The organism is Curvivirga aplysinae (assembly GCF_009711445.1).
GTDB classification, from domain to species: domain Bacteria; phylum Pseudomonadota; class Alphaproteobacteria; order UBA8366; family Aestuariispiraceae; genus Curvivirga; species Curvivirga aplysinae.
This window is the reverse complement of record NZ_SMMC01000211.1, coordinates 37,220-58,774: the sequence shown is the minus strand read 5'-3', so window position 1 is coordinate 58,774 and position 21,555 is coordinate 37,220. Positions and strand designations below refer to the sequence as shown.

Below are 21,555 nucleotides of genomic sequence, written 5' to 3'. Positions count from 1 at the left end.
ACATCATGTATAAATATGGATTTATAGGCGCCCACCAGTTGAGAAAAAACTAATAAAACCAATTACGACCGCTATAAAAACGGAAGCAATAATAATTGTTCCTAAATTGGTCGGTTTACTTTTGGGCACAGGTTTACTTTTTGCCTTTATAATGTCTTGTTGAACTTTTTTAATGTCAGAAATCAGCGTTTGACGTGCTTCTTTCTTATCTTTGGACAATCTATCTAGTGCAATAGAAAGGCGTTGAAGTTTATCTTCCAACTGCTTGGTATTTGTACTCATTCTATGACCTTTTTCTGTGAGGCATGCCAACGAAAAAGGTTTATCCCCATACCAAATTGTCGACTTCTTTATATTCAGTGAAGCGAACTGTAATACAGATGTTTTCAAAATAATATAATAATTTTATAAATTTATCATATCTTTTAGAATATAAGGACTATAAGGGAGCATAAAATGCTCCCTTATAGTCCTTGAGTTATTCAGGTCGATTGGATGTGTCCCAGAATTCAGGTTTCATGATTGGATCAACAGCAATTGTTTTCCCGTTGATCCCATTCATGGCGCCTTTTTTCAATTCACGTATTTTCCATGCCTCCAGATATGTTGTGAGTTCTGGATAAGGTGGCAGGATATATGTTGGTACAAACCCATTGGCGGCATAATATTTTGGATAGCCTAAGACGAATATGGCATCCGCCCCGATTGATCTTAAATGTGCAGCTCCTTTTTCGATCAAATCTTTCCCAATTTTTTGTCCTTGAAATTCAGGTAGTACCCCAACAGGTGCCAGAAGATAACATTTCTTGTTCGGATGCCCCTTTATTTGAAACGGGGTAAATATGATATTTCCTGCAACCTTATTATCCCGCTCTATGGAAATAGAGATAGTCTCAGGCAGTAGAAGAAATTCTTTTACCAAGTCTGAAATGATTGGCCCTTCTTCTTCACCAAATGCAAGTAGATGAAGATTTTGGAGCATTTGAATATCTTCGTTGGTATGTTTCATGGCTTTTCTTTCTTTAACTATAATACATATTCCGTCGAATGAAGCCTATAGAAGACTTAACCCTTGGGAATAGGCAATGATGCCAGCCCTGTTTGAGCCAACATGTGATTTATCGATTGTCGAGTTGGGCATTCACGTTTAAACGCCCTTCATGTGAAATTTGGTAGGCTTGCCCTTTTTTTGATCGGATCAGCTTTTTCTTTTTTAGTTTTTTAAAAACCTCTATGGAAAATCCGACCAAGGCATAGCCATCACGGTTAAAGCAGGTGACTTCGGTGACATGACCGTTTGAGCCACGTTCAAAACGAATGCAACCGCCTTGCGCCAACGCGTGCAAAGCGCGTTGTTCAGCTTTTGAAATATTCATTGAGTTTAGTCTTTATGCTGAAAGTAACTTAGCAACGGTCAGACGCACAAAAACAGCACAGCCGATAGCATCCGTTGCGTTAATTGCTTCTTTCACGAACCAGAAGCGAGGTTACTTTGATACATTCTCTAACATAAAAACTCATTAATAGCGCAGGGCAGGCCTGCTGTTTAGATACGGGTTATCTAATTCAGGACCATTCAAATGTCAATCTGTAAGCATAAATAAGAAAGGATTATCCTTTCGCTCCTTCCACTTATTTTCCATATTGATCTTTTGCGTACTTGAGAAAGGCTCGAACGGTTGGGGAATGCAGACGATCTCTTGTGACCAATCGAATGGCTAAATAGCCGAAGTCATGATCTTGAGAAACTTTAATAAGATCGCCATTGAGTTCATCTTGTTTTATTGTGGCTTCAACGATGAGCGCAATTCCGAATTTTGCGCGCGCTAGTTCCTTGGTTAGATATCCCACATTTACTGAAAATTCCGGGGAAACAGAGAAAGTTTCAATGCGCTGTGTGCGTTTATTGAGGCCTTTAACCTGCGTTTCAACAATACCATGTGAAAATCCGATATAGGGCACATTCGCGAGAATTTCTGCTAAGTCAGCTTTAGAATTTGGGATCAGATCCGGATGACAGGTCAAGGTAACAGGTAGGTTTAAAAAGACATCAGCCGCCTGACTTTCCTTCATATTATGTTTTGATCGGACCGCTATATCGAAATTAGATGTGCCAAGATCAATGGTTTGGTCCTGGGCCGCGAAGAAGGTTTTGATTTTTGGATATTTCGCCTTAAACCCATCTAGAATTTCCGGCAACCAACATATGCATAAATCACTTGGTAAGGTGATGTTAAGCTCACCGGATATGTCTTCATTTTCTTTTTTACCTAGATCAACTGCGGTGGCTGCGGCGTCCACCATGGTCAGGGCATGGTTATAAATTTCTTGACCATCCGGGGTGATTTCGACCTTTCGTTTCCCACGTTTTAACAAGGTCATGCCCAGATACTCTTCTAAATCCGACAGGGCCTTGCTTAAGACGGCAGGGGAAATATTTAATTTTCGGCTGGCGCTACGAATGGACCCACATTCAACAATTTCAGTGTAATAGGCCAATAATCTGAAGTGATGGGTATGCATTAATCTCTCTTATGTTCGTAAATAGTGAACATAATGTACTTAAATTAGTCTCTCCCTAAAATAAAAAAAGCGATGTAGCTTTCGATCTATCGCATTTTTGAGCCTCTGTTAGAGATTTTTGGAGATAAAAATGAAAAAATTACTTTCCCTTGTTTTAGGTGGATTTATCTGGATGACAGCATCAACAGCAATGGCAAATGACATTGATTTGGTGAAATCTTTTTATTCAGAATTGTTAAGTGATACGACGGCCAGTGATATGGCGGATCGCACAAAGAAAATCCTGTCTGATGACTGGACAACAAATGAAAAACCAACCGGTCATGCCGGTTTTGCAAAAACTGTGGCTTATTTCGGATCCATCATCCCGGATTTGGAATGGGAAGTGGTTGATATATTGCAAGACGGTAATCGTTATGTGGTACGTGGCAAGGCAACAGGTACACCTGTAAAGCCATTATTTGGTGCACCAGCAACAGGCAATGCGTTTGAGATCATGTCGATCGATATTCACACCGTTGAAAATGGCAAGATTGTAAATTCTTACCATATCGAAGATTGGCTAAAAGCCTTAAAACAAATTAAAGGGTGATAAAATAAAAGGCACAGAACCAAATCCTGTGCCTTTTCACTTCTTATTTTAAGACAGGTCTTTAATCTTTATCCGAAACACCAGCTTCCGCAAAAGTTGCCATGCCTGTATGGCAAGCAATTGCGGATTTAACGATACCAAGGGCAAGGGCGGCACCGGAGGCTTCGCCCAAACGCATACCATAATTCAATAACGGTTCTTTATCGATTTCTTCCAATAGCTGGATATGGGAAGGTTCTGCAGATAGGTGACCGACAATGCAATGGTCTAAGGCCGCAGGGTCCATCTGGTATAACACAGCCGCCGCCGCACATGTTGTATATCCATCCAAAATCACGGGTACACGCCCCATACGAGCGGCAATAATAGCACCAACCATTGCGGCAATTTCATAACCACCAAGACAACGTAAGATTTCAAGTGGATCATGACGTTGATGGAAATATTTACCAACGGCTTCCTGTACTACGCGGATTTTGTTGTCATAGGCATCGCCTTCAACACCTGTGCCCGGACCGACCCAATCAGCAGCTTCGCCGTTAAACAAGGCATAGGCCAATGCCGCCCCGCTTGTTGAATTGGCAATGCCCATTTCCCCAATGCAAAGCACATCAACGCCTTCTTCTACGGCCATCATGCCATAGGCAATGGCGGTTGCGCATTCTTCTTCGCTCATCGCAGGTTGTTCGGTGAAATCATGGGTTGGTTGATCCAGCGCCATTTCATAGACACGTAATTCTGCATCATGGGTACGACAAAGCTGGTTCACTGCCGCGCCGCCATTTTTGAAATTGGCAACCATCTGCACGGTGACTTCTTGTGGGAAAGCAGAAACGCCTTGTTTTGCCACACCATGATTACCGGCAAAAACAGCAACACGTGGACGTTCAATAGAAGGGCTGTCTTTTGCTTGCCATGTGGCGAACCATTCACTGATTTCTTCCAAACGACCCAAAGCCCCCGGTGGCTTGGTCAATTGACCTTCACGATCTTGCGCAATTTTCTGCGCTTTTTCATTGGGACCGTGAAAACCACGGATAATGTCGCGGATTTCATCAAAATTGGCTTCTATGGGTGTGTCAGACATTGTCGCTACCATCAAATTAAAATTATTTGGCCCAGCATTGTTTTCGGCTGGATTTCTAATACCTGTTAGCGGTATATCCTTTAGTTATGAATGAAGAAAGAGAAAAAAGCGGCAAGGATTTGCCTGAAGGCCGAAAGGGGCCAGAAAATGAAACGCCACGTGGCCTGCCAATCTGGGCAGATATCGCCACGGCCTTTCTATTTCTTTCCCGTATTCCAATGCCTTACTATGGACGCCAGATCAGTGTGGCGGCTTGGGCTTTCCCTATTGTGGGTTGGCTTGTCGGGGCAATTGGGGCAGGTGTCTTTATCTTGGCGACTTTCCTTGGCTTAACCGGATGGCTGGCGGCTGTTTTGGCAATTGTTGCGACGGTATTTGTGACTGGCGCCTTGCATGAGGATGGTTTTAGCGATGTGGCTGATGGCTATTGGGGCGGACATAGCGTTGAGAAACGTCTGTCTATTATGCGTGATAGCAGTGTTGGGGCCTATGGTGCACTGGCATTGGTGTTGAATATTGCCTTGCGGGCGGGGGCCTTGGCGAGTTTCTATAATCCGATCCTGATTTTGGTAGTGATGGTATCGGCCCATGGTTTGGGACGGGCGTCGATGTCCATGGTGATGGCATTGCAGGCACCAGCTGGAAAAACAGGCATGGCTGCGACGGCAGGAAAAACGGCCATGCCTATCGCGTTGATCGCATTAGTCTTGGGCCTTCTTCCATTTTCTGCATTTATTCCGGTGCAAGCAGCTGTGTTTATTGCAGCCGTGCCATTAGTGGCGGGCGTTGGTTTTATGCAAATTATGAAAGCCAAACTAGGCGGTACCAACGGAGACAGTCTGGGGGCCCTTTGTCAGGTGGTGGAAATTACAACTTACCTAACCGTGATGGCGGTTGGAAATACTTTGGGCTTTTCCTTAAGCGATTGGCTTATCAAATAGGATGGGAAGATTATGACAGCAGTAACACGTTGGTGGTGGGTGCGTCATGCACCTGTAATAAGCAATGAAGGTCGCATCTACGGCCAACAAGATTTGCCTTGTGATTGTTCCGATGAAAATATGTTTAAACATGTGGCTGATATGTTGCCGCAAGATGCGATCTGTATCACCAGCAACTTACAACGCACACATCAAACGGCAGATGCGCTGGAAGCGGGCGGTTTGAAGTTCTCCGCACGTATTGAAGAAGCAGATTTTCGGGAACAAAGCTTTGGCGACTGGCAAGGCGTTACCTATGCAGATTTCGATACTTTAAGAGATGGTATTGCCCATCGATATTGGTTGGCACCTGCTATTGAACGTCCCCCTGCAGGGGAAAGCTTTGTGGACTTGATGGCCCGTGTCGGACCTGCCATTACTAAACATAGCAATGCCTTTGAAGGTAAAGATATTATTGCGGTGACCCATGGCGGGACGATCCGTTCTGCGTTGGGCATTGCAACCAATTGTGGGGCCGAAGCTGCCTTGGCCTATTCCGTTGAAAATGTGTCTGTGACCCGTCTGGACCATATTCAAGGGGAAGATACCACCCATTGGCGGTTGGGCTTTATAAACTGGTTGCCACGTCGCAATCGTGATGAGGCATAAGGATAAAATAGATGACAGTTCAACTGGTATTAGGTGGGGCACGTTCCGGTAAAACATCCCATGCTTTGGGCCTTGTGGATAAGATTGCCGAACAAGAAGATTTACAAAAATTCTATCTGGCGACCGCGCAAATATTTGACCCGGAAATGCAAGATCGGGTCAAACGTCATCAAGATGAACGCGATGAAACCTGGATGACCTTGGAAGCTCCGCTGGAACTTTCAACCATCATTCGCATGCATGCACAGGCAGACCGAATTTTATTGGTGGATTGTCTGACCCTATGGCTCAGCAATCATCTGTTGGCGGAGCATGATCTGGAAGTGAAGCGCAACGATCTGATAGAAGCCATTCAAGATGCCAAAGGGCATCTGGTTTTTGTGTCAAACGAAGTGGGGCTTTCCATTGTGCCAGACAACAAATTGGGACGTCAGTTCAGGGATGAAAGCGGTTGGATGAATCAACAAGTCGCATCTGTATCAGATATCGTCACTTTTGTTGCAGCCGGCCTACCCTTGGTGATGAAAGATAGCCGCTAAATTTGGGGTAAAAGTTTATGGCTTGAAGCTTGGGTCGGACCTGACTATCTAGAGGTCAGAAACAAAGAAACAAGCAACAATAATTTGATTTAAGGATTTAATCATGGCTCAAAAAATTCCAGCTACTGTGATCACAGGTTTTCTGGGGGCAGGTAAAACCAGCTTGATCCGTCATATGGTGGAAAATGCAAATGGTAAGAAACTGGCTTTCTTGATAAACGAATTTGGTGATCTTGGCATTGATAAGGAAATGTTGGTTGGCTGTGGCATTGAAGGTTGCAGTGACGAAGACGTGATTGAATTGGCCAATGGTTGCATTTGCTGCACCGTGGCGGATGATTTCCTGCCAAGCATGGAAGCTTTATTGGATCGTGACGATAAGCCGGACCATATCTTGATTGAAACATCTGGTCTTGCCTTGCCAAAACCATTGGTAAAAGCCTTTAACTGGCCTGAAATCCGCGCGCAAGTTACCGTGGATGGCGTGATCACCGTTGTTGATTCAAAAGCGGTCAAAGAAGGCCGTTTTGCGGATGATGAAGATGCAGTTCAAAAAATGCGCGAAGCGGATGAGAATTTGGATCATGACAATCCGTTGGAAGAAGTGTTCGAAGATCAATTATTATGCGCGGATATGGTTGTTTTGAACAAAGCTGATTTGTTGGACAATGATGAAATGTCCACGATCGAAACAGAATTGAAGAAAACCTTACGTGATGGTGTGCGTTTTGTGCATTCCTCTAGCGAAAAGAAAGTTGATCCAACAGTCTTGCTTGGTATGAATGCAGCCGCTGAAGATGATTTGGATGCACGTCATTCCCATCATGACCACGATCACGACGATGATGATCACGATCATGACCATCACCACGACCATAATCATGATGAATTTGAAAGCTTCACGGTTCAACTAGGTGATGTGGATGATGCGGATGCCTTCCAAGCAAAAATCATTGATATTGTGAAAGAACATGACGTATTGCGTGTGAAAGGCTTTATTCACCGTCCGGGCGTTGAACGCCGTGAAGTGATCCAAGGGGTTGGGCCACGCTTTAACCGTTATTTCGATCGTGCCTGGAATGATGGGGAAACACGTCAAACCCAATTGGTGGTGATTGGTCAACATGGCCTTGATCAAGCCGCGATTGAAGCAGCGCTAAAAGCGTAACGTCGAAAGCAAAAGACGAAGATGCAAGACCTACCGGCTTTTCCCTGCTTTAGTGATGAAAAACTGGATTATATCGAGGGACTAACCGCACAGATCCTCGAAGAGGTCGGCATGGACTTACGGGATGATCTACAATCCCTGACAGCTTTAAAAGAAATGGGCGCATCCGTTCAAGGGGAACGGGTGCGCATTTCTTTTGATATCCTGAAAAGCTATATCAATAAGGCACCCACATCTTTTATTTGGCGCGGGGTAAGTGACGATAAATCCCTAACCGTAGGTAAGGTGGACGGTCAAAATACACCGATCTTTGCCCCTATGTTTGGGGCGCCGAATGTGCGGCGCTGGGATGGTTATACGCAATTTGGTACCTATGATGATTATGTGGATTTGGTAAAGCTATGTGAGGAATTCCCAAAGATTGGGACCAGTGGTTATTTATTATGCATTATCCATGATCGCACCGATAAAACCAAACATCTGGATATGGCCGACGCCCATCTCAAACATTCCACCAAACCTATGATGGGCTGTGTGATCAATGAAATAGCACTAAAGGCCGTGGCGGAAGAGGCGGATGCAACCACATTTGTGGCAGGGGAAACCAAACTTCTTCATATGATCAACACAACACCACCTTTGGTCGCGCAATCTAACCCGTTAAAATGCCTGCGCGAAGCAAGTGTTTTGGGGCAGGCTTCCATGGTGTCTTCCTATATGATGATGGGCTGTACCAGTATGGTCACGGTGCAGGAAACTTTGGCCCAAGGTCTAGCTGAAGTCATGATGGGGGTGGCGTTAAGCCAATATTACCAACCGGGCGTGGCGGTGATGGGCGGTATCTATGGCGTCCCATTTTCCATGCAATCCATGTTGCCGAATTTTGGTTGTGCAGAAACCCAGTTTGTTCAGATGGGTGGCGCGCAATTAATGGATCGTCTCGGCATCCCGGGGCGTGGGGATGGTATGCTTACCTGTTCCAAAATCCATGATGCCCAATCGGGTTATGATGGCATCCAATTGATGCAATCATCTCTCTGGTCCAAGGCCGATTTGATCTTGCATAGTGCTGGCTGGCTCGAAAAAGGCCGCGTCATTGACATGAATAAATTCGTCCAAGATGCGGAAATGCTGGAACAGCTAGATCAGGTTTTTTACTAATTCTTCTCTGAATTATTTGAAATATTGACTTTTTGTTCTCAATATAATAAAGAACAAAAAGAATACAAAATAATTTCATTAGGAGGTAACTCTATGGGTGGGATGGCCACAGAAACAAATAACAAGAATAGCAATTATTCAAATGACTATATGAAGCAAGGAAGTGAAGAAAAAGGTGGGCTCTTAACGCGTGGACAAAATCTTTCTTCTTTCGATTTTTCTGGTGGGATGGAAGAAGAAACGGATAGCTCTTCTTTTACAAAATCTACTTTCTCTGATAATTCATCTGATTTTACTTTAAATAATTATAAGAACAAATCAACAACAAAAATAAATTCTGTTTCTCAACCCATATTGGATGATCCGGATATGTTGGATGTTGAGGTAGAAGAACCCGATCAGGTAGAGATTTTCCAACAGCAACAACAAGAAGGCCGCAAAATCAAATCCAAGATGGCAGCAGACCAAAAGGCGTTTCAAGAAAAGGCTCGTCAGCAAGAATATAAATTGATGGATCAACGAAATGAGGCAGCAGAAAAGGAAGCAGAGTCTGTATCTATGCAAGCTTCCTCTTTGGTTAAAATGCCGCATGTGAAATCTGCTGCCCCAAAAGTTCCTATGGCAAAAACACCATTCATAAAAAAACCGTCTGCCAAGACAGCTGAAGTCAATTTAGCACAGCAGAAGCAAACACTGGGGCAACAAGCGCCTGCGAAACAACTTTTGCCGCAACAAAAGGTTCCAAAAGCCAAAGAGCAACAGGCTACATCTGAACCATTGATAAGTGAAGAAGCCCGCACTGAAAATACTCGCCTTGCAAATTTGTTGGTGACTAAATCTGGTGAGGTGAACGGTTTTCAGGGTGTTTTTGAAACCATGTTGAAAGATGATCCTGTGGCAGGGCGTGCCGTGATTGAGGATCTTGTGACCAAAGTGGATAAGGAAGATCCACAAACTGCGGCAAGACTTTCTCAGGTCGTGTCTTTGGCCTATAGCAGATCGGGTATACCTAAATTCTTAAAAGCCGAGGAAGTGCATCCCGCGGTTCAACTGAATAATCAGATTTCGGAGTGGAAAGGTGGGTTATTTAATGATCCTTATCATGATGACAAAAAGGCAGTTTTGGAAAAACAGATTCTGGAACAATATCCTGATGATAACTTGATCCGGGCCAGTTTGCTTCATCGGGTGGATCCGAATAAATATCGCTATATTACCCGGGTTTTAAGTGATGAAGATTTAGAGGACCCGAAAGTTGTCGATAAGGTAGAAGAAAATCGCCGTTATTGGGCCAATGTGAAAGAAGGTGACGAAGCAACTTATTTCGAAGAACGCAGTGACGCCATTGATGATTTTCATGCAAAATCTACAGAGTTAACGGATTATGTCTTGTTAAGGCATCGTATGGCGCGATTGAAAGAGATTGATATACAACTTTCAATTCCCATTATGGATAATGAGAATATTCATCCGCGTGAAGCTTTGGCTCAACGTGAACTTATGCTGGCAGAGAAAACTAACCTTGCTCATAAACTGACACGACAACGAAAAATCATGCGGGAACGAGGTCTCCCTGATGGTTCAAATCCAGATGAATTGAACAAAGTCATTGAGGATGGGGCAGAGGCCTTGGCAAAATCCTATCAGCATCTGGCTCAGTATCCCGGTATTCCAAATCCAGACTATGATCCACGTGGCGTAGAAATTCAGAAAGCCTTGGAAAAAGGGAAGGTAAAACAGGCGTTGGAAGCAGGGTTTGAACTTGTGTCATGGGCACCAGTGGCACGTGTACCTTCCATGATGGTGAAGACAGCGAAGGGGGCAGGTAAAGTGAAATCTGTCACCGATGCCTTTGCTGCCGGCCAACAAGCCCAACAACAAAGCATGACCCAGCTCTATCGAGAGGCAGGCGTTGATCTCACCAATCCCGTTGCCATCCGCACTTTCCTAGAGAAAAACCCGACCCTCAGCCTCAACGCAGGCCGCGCCTTTTCTCAAGCCTTGATTGGCAATTATGCGAGAGGCTTTATGATTGGTAAAGCGGCCAAAAAAGGAAATGAGAAAATAGGCGGCAATAAAGCAACGGAGGGTGTGTTGGAGAAGGGAGGACAGAAATTCTTAGATCAACTAAACTTATAATTTAGTTTTATTTGTTAGAGTGGCTGTCTAGCCACTCTTCCCCCATTTTTACGCCATCGTTATATATTTCTATGGGTATAGATTCTTTAAGTGCATTTAGTGCATTTTTTAGGTCTGGATCATTATGCTGTCTATAGACGATAATCGCCCACTTAATAACATCATAAATGTATTTTGAAGCGGGTCTTTTGAAAACATATGCGGCGGAAAGATGCTTCTGCGCTTTTTTGTAATTCTGTTCTGCGGCGAGGGAATACCAATAGATTGCCTGATCAATATCGATAAATTCCTTTTTGGATGGATGATATAATTTCCCCATCCAGAACTGTGCTTCTGCATCTCCTGCTTTGGCGAGGGGAAGCCATTCTTGTTTTGCTGTCTCGAAATCACCTGCGTCATAGGCGGCTTTGCCTTCTTCAAATCCTGCAAAGGCAGGAGAGGTCAAGCCAAGATATAGTAACAACAAAGCACAGAATTTGAGGCGCATCATCTTCTCCCGTTTAATGATTACTCAGTTATGTAAGGGTTAGCATAATTTTAAGTCTTACGGCGACGTAACATCGCTTTCACATCAGAAATCTTTGCAGCACCTGTGAAATGGATCATGAGGCCATAACTTGCTAGACCTAGGGTGATCAGGCCGACCAAGATACCAAAGCGGGTTAAGAAGCCGCTGGTAAGAAAAGTGAATGAGAATTGATGGAAGGTAAAGATCAGGGCTGTTCCCATTAAGGTCGCAGATAAAACTATCTTCCAACCCGCCTGCAGAAGGCGGCGATCCAGTTTTAAATGACCTCTTCTATACAGGATAATGGCGAGGGCAAAAACATTGATCCAACTGGTGATACTGGTGGCAAGGGCAATCCCAACATAGCTCATATATTGCATCAGGATATAGGCCAGAATGATGTTGAGGGTCACGTTGAAGATGGCAATTTTTACAGGGGTCTTTGTGTCTTCACGGGCAAAGAAGCCGGGGCTTAAAGCTTTGATTAATACAAAGGCAGGCAACCCAATTGCAAAAGCTTGTAGGGCACGGGAGGTGGCATAACTGATTTCTGTACTAAAGGCGCCGCGCTCAAATAAAACCGCAATAATTGGCCAAGGTATCATAGCAAGGGCGACGGCAGCGGGGACAGTTAATAGCAAAGAAATTTCCAAAGCACGGTTCATACTATGCATCGCGGCATCTTCTTCGCCGGCGCGTAATTGACGGGTCATCAAGGGCAAAAGGGCCACACCAACCGCAACCCCAATCACCCCAAGTGGTAATTGATTGATACGATCTGCGTAATAAAGAAGGGAGACGGCTCCTTCCGGCAGGAAACTTGCCAAAATATCGCCGACCATCACATTGATCTGTACAACACCCGCACCTAAAACCCCGGGCGCCATTAAGATCAGAAGCCTTTTTACATCCGGTGTTAAGCGCGGCATTGTGAAAGAGGGAAGAATACCTGCCTTATGACAGGCAATGCCTAAAAACAGGAATTGGATCAAACCTGCAATGGCAACACCCCATGCCATGGCATGACCCGGTGCGTCTAAAATATGGTTATTCACCAAAACCAAAACGATGATCATCACCACATTTAATAAAACGGGTGCAGCCGCCGCCGCGGCAAATCGACCCACACTGTTTAACATACCTGAAAATTGTGCACATAACGTCATGAATAACAGATAAGGGATAGTGATTTGTGCCAAAGAAATGGTGAGCAGGAATTTTGCCGGATCATCTTTAAATCCGGGGGCCACAACCGACATCACATAAGGCATAAAGATAAAGGCTAATATGGTCAGGAATAGCATAGCGGTTAATAAAACAGCGGCCACTTCCGAGCCAAATTTACGCGCGGCGTCTTGTCCGTCTTCTTCCAGTTTTCTGGCATAAAGCGGGACGAAAGCCGCATTCATCGCGCCTTCACCAAAGAGGCGGCGAAATAGATTGGGGAATTTAAAGGCAATGAAAAAGGCGTCCGCAACCATGCCTGCACCCACCACATTGGCGATCAACATATCGCGGGTAAAGCCAAGAATTCGGCTGATCATGGTCCAGCCTCCGATGGTGGCAACGGCGCGCATCAAATTCATATCAATGGAATTCCTAAATCACTTTTAAACCCGAAAATCCTAACCTTGATTTGGCTTTGGATTAACCCCAAACGGCAACTTATCGGATTTGCCACTTCAAGGCTAGAATTAAGGTAGACAGAAAATAAGGCGGAAATAGGGCGGATTTTAATTAAATAGGGTCTGAAAGCTTGCGCCTTTTCACGGTTATCCTTACATAATTAGAGATAAAGATTTTTCTGAACAGAAATAGGGTTGATATGTTCTCTGCTTTTTCCAAAACATTGGGTCAAATGACGGACCCACGTTTTATGTCCGTGTTAATTAAATCCTTGCTCACTGCGATCGGTATTTTCATCCTTACATGGATGGTTATTTGGTCTGCGTTAGGGGCAGTTACTTGGACAGAACTGCCGTTTTTCATCGGTGATGTTATTACATGGATGGGCGATACATTTGATTTTCTGGCTGTATCCGGTGGTATTTTTATATCCATCTTTCTGACCTATTTCTTGTTCCCCGCGGTGATGACGGCCAGTATGGGGATTTTTCTGGATGATGTCTGTGAAGCCGTTGAAGAAAAACATTATCCGCTTTTGGGCAAAGCCCGTGATACTTCAACGGTCGAAGCAATTATCAATGCGCTGAAATTCTTGGGTATTGTTGTAGCGGTTAATATAATCGCCTTACCATTTTATGTGATGACATTCTGGATTTTAGGCCTTGGTCTGGTTCTCTATTATTTAATCAATGGCTATTTGATGGGACGTGAATATTTCGAACAGGTTGCCCATCGCCGGATGTTACCGAACCAAGCGAGAAAAATGCGTAAAAAGCATAGAGGGACAGTGATGTTGCTTGGATTTATTTGCGCTTTCATGATGACTATCCCATTTTTGAACTTGCTAACGCCTTTGGTTGCCACTGCGATGATGAGCCATTTATTTATGAAGATGGCAGAAAAAGAAGGCGGTTTTGAAGAGGGTGCGTCTGTAATTGAAATGACAGGCCGTAAGGATTTGATTGAAAATCAATGATAACGCGTTTTTTTCTTTTTACCGGATTAACTTTTTTATTGGCGGCTTGCGGGGGGCAACCGGATAAACCTGCGCCTGTAACGACATCTACACCGGAAGTTGTGCCGGAAGTCGAAGTGATTGAAGAGGTGGTTGTGGAACCAAAGCCTAAAGTAAAACTTGAAGAGGAAGAAGTTGTTCTTCGTGTGATCGAAGTGGATGACAATCCGGATCAGTTTTTAGGCGCCAGCCTATCTATGGTGAATGAGACAATCGGTGCCCCGATTTTTGCCCGTCGTGATGGGCAGATCGAAGTTTGGCAATATCGCCGTGAATGGAAAGAAGGGGTCTGTCATCTGGACTTGTTCCTTTATCCGGTGTCAACGACGATCGGGACGGATATCAAAGTAAAATTTACAGACCTGCGTAGTCAGTTCTTGACCGAAGATGAGCAACGGGCCTGCTTTGCGGAAATGCTGCGCGATCATATGCGTCACAGCAATCCACAAACAAGTTAACCTTGATATCTAAAAGCGGAAGAAGCCCGGTTTACGCCAACGTTGCTTTTGGTCTCTTGGTGAAAGTTCTGCAAAATTGAGATAACCGAAATAGGTCAGGATATAACGGTCATCCATTGGCATCACTTCGTTGCGACCATGAAGGAAGCGACTGTTATCGATCATGATAATATCGTGCTTTTCCCAATTGATCGGGGCTGTTAACGGGTCAGAAACCTCTTTGATTTTAGCCGAAATTTCTTCTGGAATAATGCTGTTATCTTCATAAAGCGGATAATTCATGCGATTGTTTAAATAACGGGCAAATAAGATGAAATTCCCAAAAGCCAGTTTGGATTGGAACATGGTTTCGTGGAAGAAATCAGTTACATAAGACTTATAAAGCGCATTTTCCATTTTGAAGAATTCAAAAGGACAATCTTCTGGCATATTATCAAGCGCTTCACGGGTGACATTGTTGGTGTTTAACCAATATTTAATCTCATCCATTTCTGTTGGTAGAACATATTTGATTTTTTTGGATTTCAGTTCTTCCACCATTTCATTCGGTAGGGCTTTTATGATTTCAACACCATCACAAATTGTTGTCTCCCCGCCTGAGATTGTTGGTTTCTGACAAGCAAACCAGCATACATCCGGCTTCCATGGTTGAGCGGACATTTCAGGATGTAAGGGAAAGGCTTCATTGCCTAGATTAACGGATTGGATGATATGTTCGCGATCCACAATATCACGGCCAATACTGCTGTTATGGGCACCATGGGAACAAAACTTGGATGTCAGGTCTTTAAAATCTGGGACATCCCATTCAAAACCGCGAAAAAGGATCGCCCCATGTTCTTTGTAAAGTGCTTTTACTTTCTCTACATCCAGTTCAGATAGATTATCTGTTTCAGATGCTTGGTATAAAACATATGGTTGATCATTTTCAGGTAGGGTGATGTCAGGCATGGTCACACTCAAAATTAGCAAAAGGTATATATCGGTAGTCTGTTCAGGTTTGGGTTAAACAGTTTTCCCCTTAAATCGGCATATATGCTTGATCACACAGGACGGACAGTCCGGTTTTCTTGCTTTACAGACATAACGACCATGAAGAATAAGCCAGTGATGCGCATGCAATTTCCAATGTTTGGGAATTTTGCGATCCAGCTTTTTTTCGACTTCTAATGGTGTTTTACCTGGTGCCAATCCAGTTCGATTGCTGACCCTGAAAAGATGAGTATCTACCGCAATAGTAGGGTGCCCGAATGCGATATTCAAGACCACATTGGCGGTTTTTCGACCTACACCGGGAAGTTTTTCAAGTTCTGCACGGTCCTCTGGCACCTCACTATTATAATCACGGATCAAAAGCTCTGCCATTTTCATGACATTCTTGGCTTTGGAATTAAACAAGCCAATGGTTTTAATATGGTTTTTCAGGCCGGCTTCGCCTAATTCCATCATATCTTCGGGGGTTGAGACGATCTGAAAAAGTTTTTCAGTCGCCTTGTTCACCCCGACATCAGTTGCTTGCGCCGACAAGGCCACCGCCACCAACAGGGTATAGGGGTTGGTATAATTCAACTCCCCCTGTGGGTCCGGGTCTTTATCGTGCAGGCATTGGAAAAATTCCTCTACCAATTCACGTTTCATTTTTTCGATCCTGATCGAGTTTTTGTTTTAATTAATCAGCTGGTTTGAATTGAGGTTTTTCGTATTTTTGTAAGTTATCCTCAAATTCATGCAAGCGTTTATAAATTGAACGTAATTCCGTAATCGTTGTCCAGTTATGTAAGAATAAAGCAAATCCGCCGTGTACTTTCTGGAATGCGTTTGAAACCTGTACCATAACTCCAAGCGTAATTGCGCCTGTGAATAAGCCCGGACCCATTACCAAGTAAGGCACAATAACCATGAACTGATCATAAGATGTTACCCATAGGTCAAAATATCCATAATGTAGATACAGGCGTTGATAGTTGAAACGAATACCAGTGAACAATTCAAATAATGTTTCAGGGCGTGCGTAATCTTTCTTATTGTCTTCTGCTAAGACGAGGTCTTTACGAAAGGCAGCTTCGACTTTTTGGTTGTTATATTCAAGTCCTGGCAGTTTCGCACCGACAATCCAAGAGATTAATAACCCTCCGAGTGACACAATCAATGCACCCCAAACAAGGGATCCTTCAATATCGCGAAGAACGGGAACATCTACCTTATCACTTAACTCCCATAGAATTGGAATAAAGGCGATTAATGTCATTACGGCGCGAACAACTTGTAAACCTAATGACTCAACAATGCGTGCAAATCGGTTGCAATCCTCCTGAATACGCTGTGATGAGCCTTCGATTTCTTCTTCAACCGTACGCCAGCGTGGGATGAAGCCAAAGGTCATTGCTTGACGCCAACGCAAACCATAAATACGCGTAAACCAGTTGGTGAATAAGGCTAAGAAGACATATGGAAAAGCAAGAACAAGGAAGGAAGGATGCTCAACTTCTGCGGTACCAGTTAGATAATCTAATCCGATTAACTTTTGGAAGAATAACATAATCCCTTCATCGGATTTATCCGTATATTCACCTGCAGTTTGTAATAAGTTGTAAAAATCACCATACCATCCATTGATGGCAACGGTTAGCTCAACTTGAAGCCAGAGAGAGAAAATAAGAACTGCGCCGCCACCATAGGCCCAAAATGCCCATTCTTTTGACTTGTAGAAATAATGAAACACGCAGCATTCTCCATCTATTGAATTTGGTTAAAATATGAATTTTGTGATCAACCCAGCGATTTGATCCGTAATGTGATATGTTTCGCCCTGTTTTGTCTAGGGAGAAAGGGCAGGTTTCACGTGAATTTGACATAGTTTTACCCACGTGATTTTGCTACACTCCTAATAAGGCAGAAATAAGACAGCTTGTTTAACTGGTGGATCACATGACGAAAGATGTAGAAGTATATCTGGATGTGAAGCTTCGACCTCATCGAAGCTTGTCGCCACGCGGCTTTCGCAACTTGCTTTTATTTATCGCTATCATCTTGTTTTTTATCAGTTTTGCTTTCTTTCTAATCGGGGCATGGCCTATTTTGGGCTTTGCGGGGTTGGATTTTATCCTGCTGTATTATGCTTTTAAGGTGAATATGAACGAAGCTCGGCGTTTGGAACATATTCGCCTGACATCCCAAGGGTTGGAAATTCGCCGTGTTTCTCCAAAAGGCGAAGAAAAAGTAACTTCAATTGAACCTAATTGGTTACAGGTTGCAGCGATCAAAAGGCGTGGGAAATCCTCCGCTGTTCGATTGCGGAGCCATGGGAAAGATATATTTGTAGGCAGTTTTCTAGGGCCAAAAGCATGTAAGAAACTAGCTGATGATATCCAGCAAGCGGTGGATGAATATCGGGTCGGGGGTGCTTTGATATGGACATCTGCTTGAAAAACCTCAAAAATCTTAGCTTGTTCAATTTAACACAGTGTTGTGCCTGAATAAGGCTTGTCCTTAAAAAACAACGCGCCTAAAGTCTTTTAAATCTAAGAAATAAAATAAATTCATATAATAATTTCAATGGGGTTGCGGGGAATGACAACACAGACGATGACAACACAAGACCAATCTGTGCTGGATTACGGCATGTTGGTCATTTTAGCCGCGATCTGGGGTGGTTCTTTTATGTTTATTAAGGTGGCGGTGGATACCGTGCCACCGATTACTATCACGGCCGGACGTCTGGCGATTGCTGCTATTTTCCTTTATATCACCGCGCGCATGGCAGGTCAGAATTTACCAAAGGATAAGGATACTTGGTTTTGGGCTTTTGTCATCGCGGTGATCGGAAATGCTGTACCATTCACGTTGATTGGATGGGGTGAAAAGGGAATAGATAGTGGGTTGGCCTCGATTTTGATGGCAATTGTGCCAATCTGCACTCTGATCATGGTGCATTTCACGACAGATGATGAGAAACTTTCTTTACGTCGGGTGATTGGTATTATTGTTGGTTTCACAGGGGTTGTTTTCCTGATTGGGGCAGATGCGTTACAAAATCTGGGTGAAGGCGTTTTATATCAATTGGCCGTGGCGACAGGGGCGATATGCTATGGTATTTCTTCAATTGTGAATAAAAAATTGTCCCATAAACCGGACCGTCGTGCGACCGCCGCAACGATCATGATTGCCTCTTGCGTCTTTGCTATTCCGGCAAGTTTGATGATTGATCAGCCATGGATGTTAAATCCAACTGTTCAAGCCATTGGGTCTATCGTCGCTCTGGGGGTGCTCTCAACTGCTTTGGCGCAGATTATTTTACTTCGTATTGTAAAAGTGCGTGGGGCGGCTTTCTTATCCCTTAATAACTATATGGTGCCGTTATTTGGTTTGCTTTGGGGGATGTTGTTCTTGGGTGAAGAGCCACAATCAACAGCCTTTATTGGGCTTGGATTGATCTTGAGTGGGATTGCCGTCAGTCGGAAAAGATAGATAAATCGACAATCCCTTTAATAAAGTCTTAGCCGATAGGCTGTTTTAAGCCCAAGACATCTGTCATATCGTAAACACCGCGTTCAGCATCAGTTGCCCAGATGGCTGCGCGCACGGCACCTTTGGAAAAGACCTGACGGGATGAGGCTTTATGGGTCAGGATTAAACGTTCACCATCTGCGGCAAAATAAACGCTATGTTCACCAACAACATCACCACCGCGAAGGGTCGCATATCCAATTTCACCACGCGGACGCGCGCCTGTTTGACCATCACGTACAGCTTGTTTAACTTCGTCATGATCGACACCACGACCTGCCGCAGCCGCTTTACCTAACATCAAAGCGGTGCCTGATGGGGCATCAACTTTGTGCTTATGATGCATTTCCAACACATCAATATCATAATCATCATCCAGAATTTCCGCTGTTTTACGGGTCAGCTCGTTTAATAAGGTAACGCCAACACTATAATTTGCCGCATAAACAACAGGTACATGGCGTGCTGCTAGATCAATATTGGCTTCATCTTCTTTGGTAAGGCCCGTTGTACCGATTACGATGGCTGTGCTTGCCTGTGCACACAGGCGCAGATGATCAACAGTTGCAGCAGGGGCAGTGAAATCAATAACTACGTCTGCTTCCATAATGACACGCGCCGCATCATCTTCGACGATGACACCGCATGGTTCTAGTCCGGCGATAGCAGCCGCATCACGGCCAATTGCTGAACTGCCAGCCCGATCTGTGGCGCCAGATAATTCGCATTTAGGATTGTTGATAACTTCGGTGACCAACATTTGACCCATGCGCCCCGCGCATCCAACAATTGCAACTTTTCTAAGATCGGACATTTGAAACCTTCATAAGAGGAAATTTAAAACTGGGCTCTTTCTATCTTACTAAGAGGCGAAGGAAAACAGTATTTATTTCTAAGATGTAATGCTGTTCTATTCACGATGTAAGAATTTATAGGATAATCGTTTCTCGGTCTTAAAATCCAATATGTCCATTTGCAGTTTGTTATGTTTTGGATAATCCACAATTTCAATGGCTTCTGGAAAATTAAACTTCGTCAAAAGTGTTAAATATTCTGTGACTTTTTTGTTGTCGGATTTCGTTAACACGAAGCTCGGAAAGGCATCATAAGTTAAAACAACAAAATTCATATTATTTTCAAGACAAAAATCATCAACGGCTTCTACGACACCAAACCCCATTTCTTGAGCTGCAATATGATTTGCATAATCATGCCCCATCAAAATACCGTCATCTTTGAGTTTTGGTAGATAATCCTCAAGATCTTTCTTTGCCCCTTCATAGGAGTGTACTGCATCCACATAGATCCAGTCGAAATAGTTATCTGGAAATTGTGAGACAGCATCATAAGAAAATTTACGATGGATTTCGATCTGTCCTGTATCCACTTGATGTTTAAACTGGCTGCAAGCGGCTTGATATCGCTTTTCGCCTTCATCATTGCTGACATTGTTGAGATCAGCTTGATAGTCCTCTCTTTCTTGATACACCCAAGGATCAATAAGGTGAAGTTTTCTGGGGTGTGTTTTCTCTAATAGATGTTGGGAGAAAACACATTCAGCAACACCAATTTCACAACCAATGCCTTCCTTGGGAATAAGTTCTAAAAAGGATTCACGTTCATTTGGAAAAACTATCATAGATCAACCGATATCTTGTTAAACTGTCGGAGACTAACATGATTTGCGTGGGCTTCAATAAGTAGCACTTAAAATTTGGGGCTTTGCAATTTTTTAAATCGGTATCGAATAAGTTTAGAATAAGAGGAAGGTTTAAAAGCATATAAAATTTGGTTACTTAACCTTGTTGGAATTTTATCTGCTATTCCTAGTGGGCTGTTGCATGGTCCTGGTAGTTTGTAAGTTCCAAATGCCCAATCAAAAATGGCGAAGATTGTTGCAAAATTACATTGGAAATATTTAGGATCGGCCGAATGGTGCCAACGGTGCATGGTAGGTGAAACGAATATTTTTCCCAATATATTGCCATAAGTCCAAGGTAAATCCGCATGGATAAAATAACCATAATAATGGCGAACCATATTATTTATGATGATGGCGAAAGGTGGAATGCCTAAAAATAACAATATACCAGTATCAATTAAAAAGGTCGTTAGTCGATTTATAGGGTGAAATCGTTCCAATGTTAACCATGTCATTTGGGTGTCAGAATGATGAACGGCATGGGAGGGCCATAAAGGAATGGTATGTTCAAGACGATGACGCCAATATCCAACAAAATCGCCTATGAAGATCGTAAAAAATATGATGATGGGTATCGGTAGGTTCATCCAATGGTCACGAGTAAGAATAGCATATTGTTGATGTCTGAAGAAAAATTCAAAACCTTCTAATGAAAAGGCGATGATTGGTGCAACTATGACCGCATTGAATAAAATTAATTGCAGATTAAGGGACGTTTCTTTCGCTGCTTTTTGAATGTCAGAGAGTAATTTCCCCTGTTTCAGGATTAGCGCTAGCAAAAAGAAAAAACATGCAGGCCAGAACATACTGGAAAATGCTATCCAGATTGTTTCTAGGCTTTGAAGACCTATCTGTGTCATTAATTCTAGCATTAAAATTCATCTCTCTTTGATGAAAGCTAGCTCTTGATTAACAGACATAGATCAAAAAAAAAGCGCTCAC

Annotated in this window: 24 protein-coding genes; 11 read left to right on the top strand and 13 right to left on the bottom strand. The window is 43.4% G+C overall.

The window, feature by feature from the left end; all coding sequences use genetic code 11:
* Window positions 1-21: 21 nt before the first annotated feature.
* The 4 genes from E1160_RS15375 to E1160_RS15360 all read right to left on the bottom strand — a co-directional run bounded on the left by E1160_RS15375 (window position 22) and on the right by E1160_RS15360 (window position 2,523).
* Window positions 22-282 (bottom strand): hypothetical protein, encoded by a 261-nt coding sequence (locus E1160_RS15375; protein WP_155156780.1) that lies wholly within the window; start codon window positions 280-282, stop codon window positions 22-24.
* 196 nt (window positions 283-478) lie between these two features.
* Window positions 479-1,009 (bottom strand): GNAT family N-acetyltransferase, encoded by a 531-nt coding sequence (locus E1160_RS15370; protein ID WP_155156778.1) that lies wholly within the window; start codon window positions 1,007-1,009, stop codon window positions 479-481.
* Window positions 1,010-1,118: 109 nt separating this feature from the next.
* Window positions 1,119-1,376, bottom strand: coding sequence for a YjhX family toxin (locus E1160_RS15365; protein WP_155156776.1), 258 nt, complete (start codon window positions 1,374-1,376; stop codon window positions 1,119-1,121).
* A gap of 256 nt (window positions 1,377-1,632) precedes the next feature.
* Window positions 1,633-2,523 carry a LysR family transcriptional regulator gene (locus E1160_RS15360; protein ID WP_155156774.1) on the bottom strand — a complete coding sequence of 297 codons (891 nt, stop codon included), beginning with the start codon at window positions 2,521-2,523 and terminating at the stop codon, window positions 1,633-1,635.
* A gap of 130 nt (window positions 2,524-2,653) precedes the next feature.
* On the opposite strand from E1160_RS15360, the gene E1160_RS15355 reads away from it, so the two are divergent.
* The gene (locus tag E1160_RS15355) at window positions 2,654-3,115 is read left to right on the top strand and encodes an ester cyclase (RefSeq protein ID WP_155156772.1); all 462 of its coding nucleotides are present in this window, start codon (window positions 2,654-2,656) and stop codon (window positions 3,113-3,115) included.
* 61 nt (window positions 3,116-3,176) lie between these two features.
* On the opposite strand, the gene cobT is transcribed toward E1160_RS15355, so the two are convergent.
* Window positions 3,177-4,202 (bottom strand): nicotinate-nucleotide--dimethylbenzimidazole phosphoribosyltransferase, encoded by a 1,026-nt coding sequence (gene cobT, locus E1160_RS15350; RefSeq protein ID WP_155156770.1) that lies wholly within the window; start codon window positions 4,200-4,202, stop codon window positions 3,177-3,179.
* An 86-nt stretch (window positions 4,203-4,288) separates the two neighbouring features.
* On the opposite strand from cobT, the gene E1160_RS15345 reads away from it, so the two are divergent.
* The 6 genes from E1160_RS15345 to E1160_RS15320 all read left to right on the top strand — a co-directional run bounded on the left by E1160_RS15345 (window position 4,289) and on the right by E1160_RS15320 (window position 10,798).
* Complete coding sequence (locus E1160_RS15345; RefSeq protein ID WP_155156768.1) at window positions 4,289-5,143, top strand: adenosylcobinamide-GDP ribazoletransferase; 855 nt, start codon at window positions 4,289-4,291, stop codon at window positions 5,141-5,143.
* A 12-nt stretch (window positions 5,144-5,155) separates the two neighbouring features.
* Window positions 5,156-5,791 carry a histidine phosphatase family protein gene (locus E1160_RS15340; RefSeq protein ID WP_155156765.1) on the top strand — a complete coding sequence of 212 codons (636 nt, stop codon included), beginning with the start codon at window positions 5,156-5,158 and terminating at the stop codon, window positions 5,789-5,791.
* A gap of 11 nt (window positions 5,792-5,802) precedes the next feature.
* Window positions 5,803-6,330 carry a bifunctional adenosylcobinamide kinase/adenosylcobinamide-phosphate guanylyltransferase gene (gene cobU / locus E1160_RS15335; protein WP_155156763.1) on the top strand — a complete coding sequence of 176 codons (528 nt, stop codon included), beginning with the start codon at window positions 5,803-5,805 and terminating at the stop codon, window positions 6,328-6,330.
* Between the two features lie 103 nt (window positions 6,331-6,433).
* Window positions 6,434-7,498: a cobalamin biosynthesis protein CobW gene (gene cobW / locus E1160_RS15330; RefSeq protein ID WP_155156761.1), complete on the top strand. Its 1,065-nt coding sequence runs from the start codon at window positions 6,434-6,436 to the stop codon at window positions 7,496-7,498.
* Window positions 7,499-7,519: 21 nt separating this feature from the next.
* Window positions 7,520-8,659 (top strand): trimethylamine methyltransferase family protein, encoded by a 1,140-nt coding sequence (locus E1160_RS15325; RefSeq protein WP_155156758.1) that lies wholly within the window; start codon window positions 7,520-7,522, stop codon window positions 8,657-8,659.
* A gap of 93 nt (window positions 8,660-8,752) precedes the next feature.
* On the top strand, window positions 8,753-10,798 hold the full coding sequence (locus E1160_RS15320) for a hypothetical protein (RefSeq protein WP_155156756.1): 2,046 nt from the start codon (window positions 8,753-8,755) through the stop codon (window positions 10,796-10,798).
* 7 nt (window positions 10,799-10,805) lie between these two features.
* Here E1160_RS15320 and E1160_RS15315 read toward each other — a convergent pair whose 3' ends face one another.
* Window positions 10,806-11,285 (bottom strand): SEL1-like repeat protein, encoded by a 480-nt coding sequence (locus E1160_RS15315; protein WP_155156754.1) that lies wholly within the window; start codon window positions 11,283-11,285, stop codon window positions 10,806-10,808.
* Between the two features lie 50 nt (window positions 11,286-11,335).
* Window positions 11,336-12,892, bottom strand: a complete 1,557-nt coding sequence (murJ, locus tag E1160_RS15310; RefSeq protein WP_155156752.1) for a murein biosynthesis integral membrane protein MurJ — start codon at window positions 12,890-12,892, stop codon at window positions 11,336-11,338.
* Window positions 12,893-13,131: 239 nt separating this feature from the next.
* Here murJ and E1160_RS15305 point away from each other — a divergent pair, with 239 nt between their 5' ends.
* A complete protein-coding gene (locus E1160_RS15305; protein ID WP_155156750.1) occupies window positions 13,132-13,908 on the top strand; it encodes an EI24 domain-containing protein in 777 nt (258 codons plus the stop codon).
* Complete coding sequence (locus E1160_RS15300; RefSeq protein ID WP_155156748.1) at window positions 13,905-14,405, top strand: hypothetical protein; 501 nt, start codon at window positions 13,905-13,907, stop codon at window positions 14,403-14,405. Before E1160_RS15305 ends, E1160_RS15300 begins: the two co-directional genes overlap by 4 nt.
* 9 nt (window positions 14,406-14,414) lie before the next feature.
* On the opposite strand, the gene E1160_RS15295 is transcribed toward E1160_RS15300, so the two are convergent.
* From E1160_RS15295 to E1160_RS15285, 3 genes are read right to left on the bottom strand one after another with little or no spacing between them, the layout of a single operon-like run.
* Window positions 14,415-15,356, bottom strand: coding sequence for a TauD/TfdA family dioxygenase (locus E1160_RS15295; RefSeq protein ID WP_155156746.1), 942 nt, complete (start codon window positions 15,354-15,356; stop codon window positions 14,415-14,417).
* 54 nt (window positions 15,357-15,410) lie between these two features.
* Entirely contained in the window at window positions 15,411-16,043 is a 633-nt protein-coding gene (gene nth / locus E1160_RS15290; RefSeq protein ID WP_155156744.1) for an endonuclease III, read from the bottom strand.
* Between the two features lie 31 nt (window positions 16,044-16,074).
* Window positions 16,075-17,127 carry a putative transporter gene (locus E1160_RS15285; protein WP_218048943.1) on the bottom strand — a complete coding sequence of 351 codons (1,053 nt, stop codon included), beginning with the start codon at window positions 17,125-17,127 and terminating at the stop codon, window positions 16,075-16,077.
* Window positions 17,128-17,333: 206 nt separating this feature from the next.
* Between E1160_RS15285 and E1160_RS15280 the strand changes: the two genes are divergently transcribed.
* Together E1160_RS15280 and E1160_RS15275 are read left to right on the top strand one after the other, a co-directional pair.
* Window positions 17,334-17,831 (top strand): DUF2244 domain-containing protein, encoded by a 498-nt coding sequence (locus tag E1160_RS15280; protein ID WP_155156742.1) that lies wholly within the window; start codon window positions 17,334-17,336, stop codon window positions 17,829-17,831.
* 144 nt (window positions 17,832-17,975) lie between these two features.
* Window positions 17,976-18,872, top strand: coding sequence for a DMT family transporter (locus tag E1160_RS15275; RefSeq protein ID WP_218048942.1), 897 nt, complete (start codon window positions 17,976-17,978; stop codon window positions 18,870-18,872).
* A 28-nt stretch (window positions 18,873-18,900) separates the two neighbouring features.
* On the opposite strand, the gene dapB is transcribed toward E1160_RS15275, so the two are convergent.
* The 3 genes from dapB to E1160_RS15260 form a co-directional block, all read right to left on the bottom strand.
* On the bottom strand, window positions 18,901-19,725 hold the full coding sequence (dapB, locus tag E1160_RS15270; protein WP_155156738.1) for a 4-hydroxy-tetrahydrodipicolinate reductase: 825 nt from the start codon (window positions 19,723-19,725) through the stop codon (window positions 18,901-18,903).
* A 96-nt stretch (window positions 19,726-19,821) separates the two neighbouring features.
* The gene (locus E1160_RS15265; RefSeq protein ID WP_155156736.1) at window positions 19,822-20,550 is read right to left on the bottom strand and encodes a class I SAM-dependent methyltransferase; all 729 of its coding nucleotides are present in this window, start codon (window positions 20,548-20,550) and stop codon (window positions 19,822-19,824) included.
* Between the two features lie 68 nt (window positions 20,551-20,618).
* Window positions 20,619-21,485, bottom strand: coding sequence for a sterol desaturase family protein (locus tag E1160_RS15260; protein ID WP_218048941.1), 867 nt, complete (start codon window positions 21,483-21,485; stop codon window positions 20,619-20,621).
* Window positions 21,486-21,555: the final 70 nt, after the last annotated feature.

Coding starts and splice junctions, on each gene's coding strand:
- E1160_RS15375 (WP_155156780.1), bottom strand. CDS start 282: ATGAGTACAAATACCAAGCAGTTGGAAGATAAACTTCAACGCCTTTCT.
- E1160_RS15370 (WP_155156778.1), bottom strand. CDS start 1,009: ATGAAACATACCAACGAAGATATTCAAATGCTCCAAAATCTTCATCTA.
- E1160_RS15365 (WP_155156776.1), bottom strand. CDS start 1,376: ATGAATATTTCAAAAGCTGAACAACGCGCTTTGCACGCGTTGGCGCAA.
- E1160_RS15360 (WP_155156774.1), bottom strand. CDS start 2,523: ATGCATACCCATCACTTCAGATTATTGGCCTATTACACTGAAATTGTT.
- E1160_RS15355 (WP_155156772.1), top strand. CDS start 2,654: ATGAAAAAATTACTTTCCCTTGTTTTAGGTGGATTTATCTGGATGACA.
- cobT (WP_155156770.1), bottom strand. CDS start 4,202: ATGTCTGACACACCCATAGAAGCCAATTTTGATGAAATCCGCGACATT.
- E1160_RS15345 (WP_155156768.1), top strand. CDS start 4,289: ATGAATGAAGAAAGAGAAAAAAGCGGCAAGGATTTGCCTGAAGGCCGA.
- E1160_RS15340 (WP_155156765.1), top strand. CDS start 5,156: ATGACAGCAGTAACACGTTGGTGGTGGGTGCGTCATGCACCTGTAATA.
- cobU (WP_155156763.1), top strand. CDS start 5,803: ATGACAGTTCAACTGGTATTAGGTGGGGCACGTTCCGGTAAAACATCC.
- cobW (WP_155156761.1), top strand. CDS start 6,434: ATGGCTCAAAAAATTCCAGCTACTGTGATCACAGGTTTTCTGGGGGCA.
- E1160_RS15325 (WP_155156758.1), top strand. CDS start 7,520: ATGCAAGACCTACCGGCTTTTCCCTGCTTTAGTGATGAAAAACTGGAT.
- E1160_RS15320 (WP_155156756.1), top strand. CDS start 8,753: ATGGGTGGGATGGCCACAGAAACAAATAACAAGAATAGCAATTATTCA.
- E1160_RS15315 (WP_155156754.1), bottom strand. CDS start 11,285: ATGCGCCTCAAATTCTGTGCTTTGTTGTTACTATATCTTGGCTTGACC.
- murJ (WP_155156752.1), bottom strand. CDS start 12,892: ATGAATTTGATGCGCGCCGTTGCCACCATCGGAGGCTGGACCATGATC.
- E1160_RS15305 (WP_155156750.1), top strand. CDS start 13,132: ATGTTCTCTGCTTTTTCCAAAACATTGGGTCAAATGACGGACCCACGT.
- E1160_RS15300 (WP_155156748.1), top strand. CDS start 13,905: ATGATAACGCGTTTTTTTCTTTTTACCGGATTAACTTTTTTATTGGCG.
- E1160_RS15295 (WP_155156746.1), bottom strand. CDS start 15,356: ATGCCTGACATCACCCTACCTGAAAATGATCAACCATATGTTTTATAC.
- nth (WP_155156744.1), bottom strand. CDS start 16,043: ATGAAACGTGAATTGGTAGAGGAATTTTTCCAATGCCTGCACGATAAA.
- E1160_RS15280 (WP_155156742.1), top strand. CDS start 17,334: ATGACGAAAGATGTAGAAGTATATCTGGATGTGAAGCTTCGACCTCAT.
- E1160_RS15275 (WP_218048942.1), top strand. CDS start 17,976: ATGACAACACAGACGATGACAACACAAGACCAATCTGTGCTGGATTAC.
- dapB (WP_155156738.1), bottom strand. CDS start 19,725: ATGTCCGATCTTAGAAAAGTTGCAATTGTTGGATGCGCGGGGCGCATG.
- E1160_RS15265 (WP_155156736.1), bottom strand. CDS start 20,550: ATGATAGTTTTTCCAAATGAACGTGAATCCTTTTTAGAACTTATTCCC.
- E1160_RS15260 (WP_218048941.1), bottom strand. CDS start 21,485: ATGCTAGAATTAATGACACAGATAGGTCTTCAAAGCCTAGAAACAATC.